Origin of the sequence: Waterburya agarophytonicola KI4 (assembly GCF_020640915.1) — a bacterium.
Lineage (GTDB): Bacteria > Cyanobacteriota > Cyanobacteriia > Cyanobacteriales > Xenococcaceae > Waterburya > Waterburya agarophytonicola.
The window spans coordinates 23,257-30,305 of the sequence record NZ_JADWDC010000024.1; the positions used below are offsets into that span (position 1 = coordinate 23,257).

The window sequence follows — 7,049 nt, forward strand, 5'->3', positions numbered from 1 at the left end:
TTAATGATTACTGATTATTTGAGTATTTGCTACTCTAGCGAAGCGATACTAGATAGCCCCTACTTCCTCGGTTTCGCTGACTTTAAATTGAGCTACCGACTCTTGTAGTTCTCCCAAAATAGCAGTCGTGCTTTGGATGGCTTGAGCAACTTGACCAGAAGATTTAGAACGTTCTTGAGAACTCTTACTGTTGAGCATCATAATTTCAGTTACAGCTTGGGAGGTTTCTGCTTGAGAAATAGTAGCCTGAGAAATTGATTTCATTAGTAGATCGATTTCTTGAGATTTGATTAATACCGTACTCAAACTAACTTTGGTGGCTTCAACCAAACGAGTACTATCAACTACTTGACTAGTTCCAGTTTCCATCGCTACGACAACTTCTTGAGTTTCTTGTTGAATGCCCGTAATAAGTTGAGCAATTTCTTTGGTAGCATTAGCAGATTGTTCTGCTAGGGCACCGACTTGTTCGGCAACCGCAGTAAAGCCTTGACCTAGTTCTCCAGCACGGGCAGCTTCTACAGAGGCGTTAATTGCTAGTAAGTTGGTTTTAAGCGCGATCTCATCGATTAATGCTACTACCTGAGAAATTTGTTGGGCAGATTCCCCCAGACGCTTAATTTTTTTGGCTGTATCGCCAATGGTAGTCCGCAAACCTTGAATACTATCTACTGTTCGATCCATGACAGTATTTCCTTCCTTAGCACTCATAAATGCATCGTTGGAGATGATGGCAGTTTTTTCGGCGTTGGATGCTACATCTTTAATGGAGGTAGACATTTCTTCAACGGAAGATAGGGTGGCTTGAATTTGCTCTGCTTCTACTATTGCTTGTTCGGCAATTTCTCGTATCGAACTTTCATTTTCTTTAAGGGAAGAACCAACTTGTCCTGCGGAATCTTTTACTTGGAGAGCAATATCTTTCAGATTCTCGACAATGGCGTTAAACAAATCGGCGATAATGCCCACATCCCCTTCTGATAGTTGAGCGCGAACGGTGAGATCTCCATCAGCTGCTGGTTCTAATGCTTCCATCAAGCCGACTACTGCTTTTTCTAATTCTTCTCTTTGTTTCTTTTGTTCCGCTGCATTTTCTTCGAGAGATTTGTTTAATACGTTGAGAGATTCTTGGTTTTGTTTCTCTTGAATAATTGCTTTTCTTTGGGTGTAAAAGGCATTTGCTATCAAACCAATAACGATTGTAACTACAGCTATATTCAGCCAAATATATTTTTTTAGAAAGCCTACAAAGGTTAGTCTGCCGATTTCATCGTAAGGAGCAATATTAAGATCGATAAACAGCTCGTGTACTGGTCGATAGTTGAGAGGAACAGTCCAACCTTCAGATTTAGAGGCTTTGGCTGCGGGACTATCTTTGGACATATTAAAGAGAGCTTTTGCTACTAGTTCGTTTAGCTCTGTATCATTGCCCTTGGCAGCTGCAAAGGGCCACTCAGGATAAAGAGGAGTACTATGTACGAAAGGGAATCCTTCGGTTGTTTGTTGATTAATAATTTTGAAGTCTTCTAGTTTGGCCTCACCCCTTTGTACGGCTCTTTCTAGGGCATCTGTCCGAATTGTTCCTGCATCTACTTGACCGCTAGCAACTGCTTTAATCACGTTCTCGTGAGTTTCCCCATAGTCTAGTTGTTTGAAGAACTTTTCTGGTTCTTTAATTCCCTCATCGTATAAAACTCCCTCCGCCATCTGCCAACCCCCAAAAGCAATGGGAGATACCGCCATAAAGTTTTTGTTTTTTAAATCTTTAACAGTATCTATATCGTCGCGGTCAGCTTTGGTAATAATTACCGCACCAAATTGTGTGTATGGCTTACCCAATCTAAGATTTTTCAGGGTAGCAATACGGTTAGCACCATGACGCGCCTCAAAATCAACATACATCCCAGAGTTAATAATGTAAAAATTAGCACCATTACTATTTGCAAGGTCGTACATCCCCTCAAATCCTGTTGGTACAAGTTCGAAGGTATAGCCAGGAATTGTTTTACTTAGGTAATCAATTGTTGGTTGCCATTGAGCAATAGTTAGATCTGTATCTTCTTTGGACAATATACCAATTTTAACCAGCTTAGTTTCTTGAGGGGGTGTGGCAGTGGGAGTTTCTTGAGCCACAACTTTTGGTGTAAGTAAAGGGTGTAGCGATCCTAAAAGAGGCAAATTGGCAATGGGCAAGATCAAACTGCCAAAAGTTAAAATCAAGATGCCTGACTTCCAATTATTTTTGCTAAAGCCAGATTTTTGAGGTTTGATACTTGAATTAGATTGGTGAGATAAATTATTTAGCATGAGTTGGAAATTCAACAATAGTAATAATAATTGAAATAATTGATACTTTTAAAATCACAATTGAGCATTAATTTTGCGATCAATCAATTGAGTAATATCTAGTAAAAAAAACTGTTTTTCTACTAGATTCGATTCGATATTTAGGCTCTTTTGAACAACAGAATTCCGAACAAACGGTCGTAAAACATCTGGTATATTTTCTAGATCGGTAGTAAAGCGATCGGGTAATATTCGCATAATACCTTCAATTTTTTTGACAGTTAAACCAAATAAATTGGCTTGATCGAATTGACTATCATTAAGTTCCAAATCGGTCTGTAAGACTATAGTTTGGTACTCTCTTAAATTAACTGTTTCTGGAGCTAATCCGACTAAATGAGCCAGATCGATTGCCACAAAGACTTGATTTCGAGAACTCATCAAACCGATCGCATATTCTGGTAAGTTGGGTACTGCTGTAATGCGATCGCCTTTGATAGTTAAAGACTCTTGGATATACTTTAAATCGATCAATCCTAAGATTTCATCAGTTAGTTGAAAACGCAAATAATAATCACCCTCAAGTTTTTTAGTGTTAAATAACTGGGGCAATAGTTCTTTGAGCCTATCCGTAGTTGTTAAACTGCTCATTGTTCTCAACCTACCGATCTTTTTACGGCTGTAATTATTTCCTCTCTAGTAAAAGGTTTAACTAAATAAGCAACCACACCTTGTTTTTTTGCCCATTTTTTATCCATATCTCGATCTTTAGTAGTACAAGCAATTACTGGAATTTCAGCCGTTTCAGGATTCTTCTTTAATTTGCGACAAAATTCTAAACCACTCATTTCAGGCATTACTAAATCAGTAATTACTAAATCTGGAGTTTGAGCAGTAGCTTTTTCTAATGCGTCATTGCCATTTTCTGCGGTTACTACTTTGAAACCTTCCTGTTCTAAATATCCAGAAATAAGATTTAATTGTGCTTTTAGATCGTCAACTACTAATACAGTTTTCATGATATTTACATCCTCTAGGTAATTATGTTTTAACAATTTTTTTGGTTTCTATAGCAGTAATGAAAGCTATTAAGAAACTTCTGTTTTCGATAAATATTTATTTACCACAGATAACAGTTCTGTTTTAGAAAATGGCTTAGTCAAATAGTCTGTTGCTCCTACCATTTTGGCTCTAGTTTTATCAATAAAACCAGTTCTCCCCGAAACCATGATAATTGGTACGTCTTTAAGAGAAGCACTACCTCTAAAGAAACTACAAAGCTTGTAGCCATTAATATTGGGCATGGAAATATCCATTAGAATCAAATCTGGCTTAGAGCGTAATAAAATTGGAGCAGCTTTTAAGGGATCTTCAATTCTAGTGATTTCATAGGTTGCATCTTTTAAAAACCTCTGCATCTCATCTAAAATAGTCGGACTATCATCAATACAAGCAACTTTAAACTTTTCCCCAGGATTTTTATTGGGTCTAGAATTATCTACAGGAATATGTGGTAGAAGATTAAAAGGAGACTGAGGTGGACGAACAACAATATCGCCACTTTCTATTGATGGATTTAGGAGTTGCGCAATTTTTAATTCATCTTGGTTTAAAATCAAACCCAACTGACGAAAACTCAATCCCTTTAAAAATTTGGCTAGCTTCAATAAAATTGGTGGAGAAGACTCAGTTAGTTGTCTGTTTTCTTCTAAATAAGGACACTGATAAGGAGAAAGAATCGAAGCTCTAAAGATTTGCCAATTTTTAATTGTTTGCTCTAATTTTTGAATTGTATTGGTTAACTCTAGATTCTCGAATGTTATCCTAGCAGCTAAAACATGTTGAGGCAGACTGGCATTTTTACTCCATTTATATTCTCCTTCTCTAAGCCATAACAAAGTTTCGAGAGCTTCCAAGCTTAAGCCTGCACAGATTTTTTCTGCCTCAGTTCGATCGAGATGTTCTCGCAAAATTAACCAGTTAATCGAGGGAACGATTCTTCCTCCTTCTAACCAACTAACTGTTTGGGATTGACTTTCTACATCAGAACTAGGAATAGACTTTGCAGCAGCGGCAGCATTTTGAAACCCAAGAAGACGCAGTTGACGATCTAAAGAGACCATTAAATACTGTACGGAGTTTCCCGCACACTTGATTTGTCCATTTTCTATATGAATGTTCCAAGTTACGCGATCGCTTTTAACTTCTAATTTTCCATTTATGTTTGAACCAGAGAAATCTGTTAGTAGTTTTACTGGATTTAAAATTTGACTCATAGATAAAACTCATAGATAAAATTTAGGTCAAACCATTTTTTTAGTAAGTCTTATTTTTATTCTTCCCAATTTGAAAGTGATTTCGATCGCAATTATTTTTTTTGTAGAATTAAGCAATTCAACTGATTTGAAATTGTGTATCAAGCTTGACAACTAGGGCAAAAATGAGAGGATCTTCCTCCCAGCTTGATTTTTTCAATAGGAGTACCGCAAACCCGACAAGGCTGTTCTTTTCTGCCATAAACTAAGGCAGAATCTCCATAATTGCCACTAACTCCTAGCAAGTTAAGAAAATCACTAAAAGTAGTACCGCCTTTATCTATTGAACTTTGTAAAACATCAATGATCGAAGAGTGCAAAAGTTTGATTTGCTTTACAGTTAAATTAGCTGCAATAGTATCGGGTTTGATACCACTTTTGAACAAGGCTTCATCGGCATAGATATTACCAATACCAGCCACAATAGCTTGATCTAATAATAATGTTTTAATATGGCGACGACGATTGTTCAGTTTTTCAGTAAAATACTTAAGAGAAAACTCAGTCGAGAAAGGTTCGGGGCCTAGTTTCTGCAACCCCGTAACTATAGATTCGAGTTCTTTTTCTGGCGGTACGTACCAAAACTTACCAAAAGTACGAGTATCGACGAATCTTAATTCTTGATCGCCCCCGAACAAAAGACGAATGCGAGTATGCTTCTGTAGCACAGAATTTTGGTCTACCCACAATAGTTGTCCTGTCATCCGAAGATGTACTCCCAACCAGCCAGCAAACTGTTGAGAATCTTTTTCTAACTGGGCTAGGAGATATTTACCCCGTCTTTGCCAACAAGCGATCGCATTTCCCCTGATACCTTGCCAAAACTCCTCGATTTCATGGGGATAAGCTAAAGTTCTGGGTAATAATACTTCCCCCCCTTGAATGGGTTGATTGAGGGTTAGTTTATTTAAGCCTCTGCGGACTGTTTCTACTTCTGGTAATTCTGGCAAGGTGGGATGTTATTTTTTATAGTTTTATCGATCTAAGATCGTAATCGATTTATGCTGCGTTACTGCATACTTCAGTAGCAAAACTTTTAAGCGGACTAAATTCAAAAGGGCCTGCTACCGAACCCCAAACTAGTTCGTCTGTTTCGGGATCTCTTCCGCGATCGTAACTAATTAGTTTATCGCTATCTATTTCAAAGCTATTATCTAAATAGGTCACTTTTCCCTGACGTTCGACAATACAAGCTTTACCTGGTTTGATTTCTCCTTGAAAACTATTGCCCGTCCAGATGATATTCATATCGCAGCCATCCATTTTTTCAATCAGATCGGGAGTTAGAGTACTCAACAATTCTAGGTTGCGGGATGCCCCATAAAATTTCTCTTGGTCTTTGACTTTAAAGTTTTCTAGTTCAATGCGATCGTTCACAATACTCAACCTAATGACTCGCAAACGATAGGGAACATTAAGCATGAAGTCATAGGCTTGTTCTAAAAATAAACTCGTCCCGCCCAATAAATCGTTGGGTAAAGGACGCATACATACCCGAATATGAGCAAAAAATGGTGGATTGGCGTAAGCTTGGGCTTGGTTGCTAAAATCTGATGCCATCCAAGAGGCAAGAGTAGTTATATCTTGAGAGTGAGTCATTAATATTTGCTTGATTAAAATCTTGAGAAACTTATTCTTTCTGATTTTAAGACTTTTACCTCTTGGTTATTTATGTAGTTTGAGAAAAAGGATAAAGGCAAGAATAGATTTATTTTACTTTTATCCTTCTTCGCGCTAATTGAATTAAATATTCAGCTTAGGCAAATTCTCTTACTCCATCAAAAACACCACGATTGACATTGACATCGCTACCATAATTGAAGTTTCCATCATGGTTGACGGTGAGAGTACCAACTACATCAAAATCGTGCGCTGCACCAGCCCTAAAACTGTCTCCGCTTTGGTCGCTATAAAGACCCAATACTACTTGATTATCAGATTCTTCGAGGACGAGAACATGAGCAGTATGACCGATGATGTTGATTTTATCTCCTTCTCCACCATTACCACTAAATCCTTCAATGGTGTCTTGACCGATGCTTTCTAACCAGTGATCGTGATAGTTATCATTGGCATTTGTTACTTGTTGCCAGTTGATTCTGCCATCTAGCTCGATACGCTCTTGAATAACTTCTGGTTTAGCATTTAACAGTAAGTTGATATCAAAGGTATTTGTTCCAGCAGTACCAGTAATGCGATCGTTACCACCATTAGGACTAGCATATCTGGAACTAAAGTCTAACTTGTCTAGATCTTCTCCATCTCGTGTAAGGGGAGGAATATTGGGATTTTCAATTGGAGTACCTCCATTACTAGAAGTATAGATAGTAGAATTTTCAAAATTTTGTTCAACAACTTCTTCTTGGATGGGTTCGACAGGCTGTTCGTCAACGACTTCTTCTTGGATGGGTTCGACAGGCTGTTCGTCAACGACTTCTTCTTGGATGG

The 7,049-nt window shown here is 37.9% G+C and carries 6 protein-coding genes and 1 pseudogene; all 7 read right to left on the reverse strand.

The window, feature by feature from the left end:
* Positions 1-48 precede the first annotated feature (48 nt).
* Complete coding sequence (locus tag I4641_RS11200; protein WP_229640609.1) at positions 49-2,307, reverse strand: PhnD/SsuA/transferrin family substrate-binding protein; 2,259 nt, start codon at positions 2,305-2,307, stop codon at positions 49-51.
* Positions 2,308-2,361: 54 nt separating this feature from the next.
* Positions 2,362-2,937 carry a chemotaxis protein CheW gene (locus I4641_RS11205; RefSeq protein ID WP_229640610.1) on the reverse strand — a complete coding sequence of 192 codons (576 nt, stop codon included), beginning with the start codon at positions 2,935-2,937 and terminating at the stop codon, positions 2,362-2,364.
* Between the two features lie 5 nt (positions 2,938-2,942).
* A complete protein-coding gene (locus I4641_RS11210; protein WP_229640611.1) occupies positions 2,943-3,305 on the reverse strand; it encodes a response regulator in 363 nt (120 codons plus the stop codon).
* A 69-nt stretch (positions 3,306-3,374) separates the two neighbouring features.
* Positions 3,375-4,562, reverse strand: a complete 1,188-nt coding sequence (locus I4641_RS11215) for a response regulator (protein ID WP_229640612.1) — start codon at positions 4,560-4,562, stop codon at positions 3,375-3,377.
* 140 nt (positions 4,563-4,702) lie between these two features.
* Positions 4,703-5,551: a DNA-formamidopyrimidine glycosylase gene (locus I4641_RS11220; RefSeq protein ID WP_229640613.1), complete on the reverse strand. Its 849-nt coding sequence runs from the start codon at positions 5,549-5,551 to the stop codon at positions 4,703-4,705.
* Between the two features lie 49 nt (positions 5,552-5,600).
* Positions 5,601-6,200 carry a chromophore lyase CpcT/CpeT gene (locus I4641_RS11225; protein WP_229640614.1) on the reverse strand — a complete coding sequence of 200 codons (600 nt, stop codon included), beginning with the start codon at positions 6,198-6,200 and terminating at the stop codon, positions 5,601-5,603.
* A gap of 157 nt (positions 6,201-6,357) precedes the next feature.
* Positions 6,358-7,049, reverse strand: a pseudogene (locus I4641_RS11230) (hypothetical protein); the annotation flags it as partial.

What these genes read in the sequence shown, in the direction of transcription:
- I4641_RS11225 (WP_229640614.1), bottom strand. Translation starts at nt 6,200, where the DNA reads ATGACTCACTCTCAAGATATAACTACTCTTGCCTCTTGGATGGCATCA.
- I4641_RS11210 (WP_229640611.1), bottom strand. Translation starts at nt 3,305, where the DNA reads ATGAAAACTGTATTAGTAGTTGACGATCTAAAAGCACAATTAAATCTT.
- I4641_RS11200 (WP_229640609.1), bottom strand. Translation starts at nt 2,307, where the DNA reads ATGCTAAATAATTTATCTCACCAATCTAATTCAAGTATCAAACCTCAA.
- I4641_RS11215 (WP_229640612.1), bottom strand. Translation starts at nt 4,562, where the DNA reads ATGAGTCAAATTTTAAATCCAGTAAAACTACTAACAGATTTCTCTGGT.
- I4641_RS11205 (WP_229640610.1), bottom strand. Translation starts at nt 2,937, where the DNA reads ATGAGCAGTTTAACAACTACGGATAGGCTCAAAGAACTATTGCCCCAG.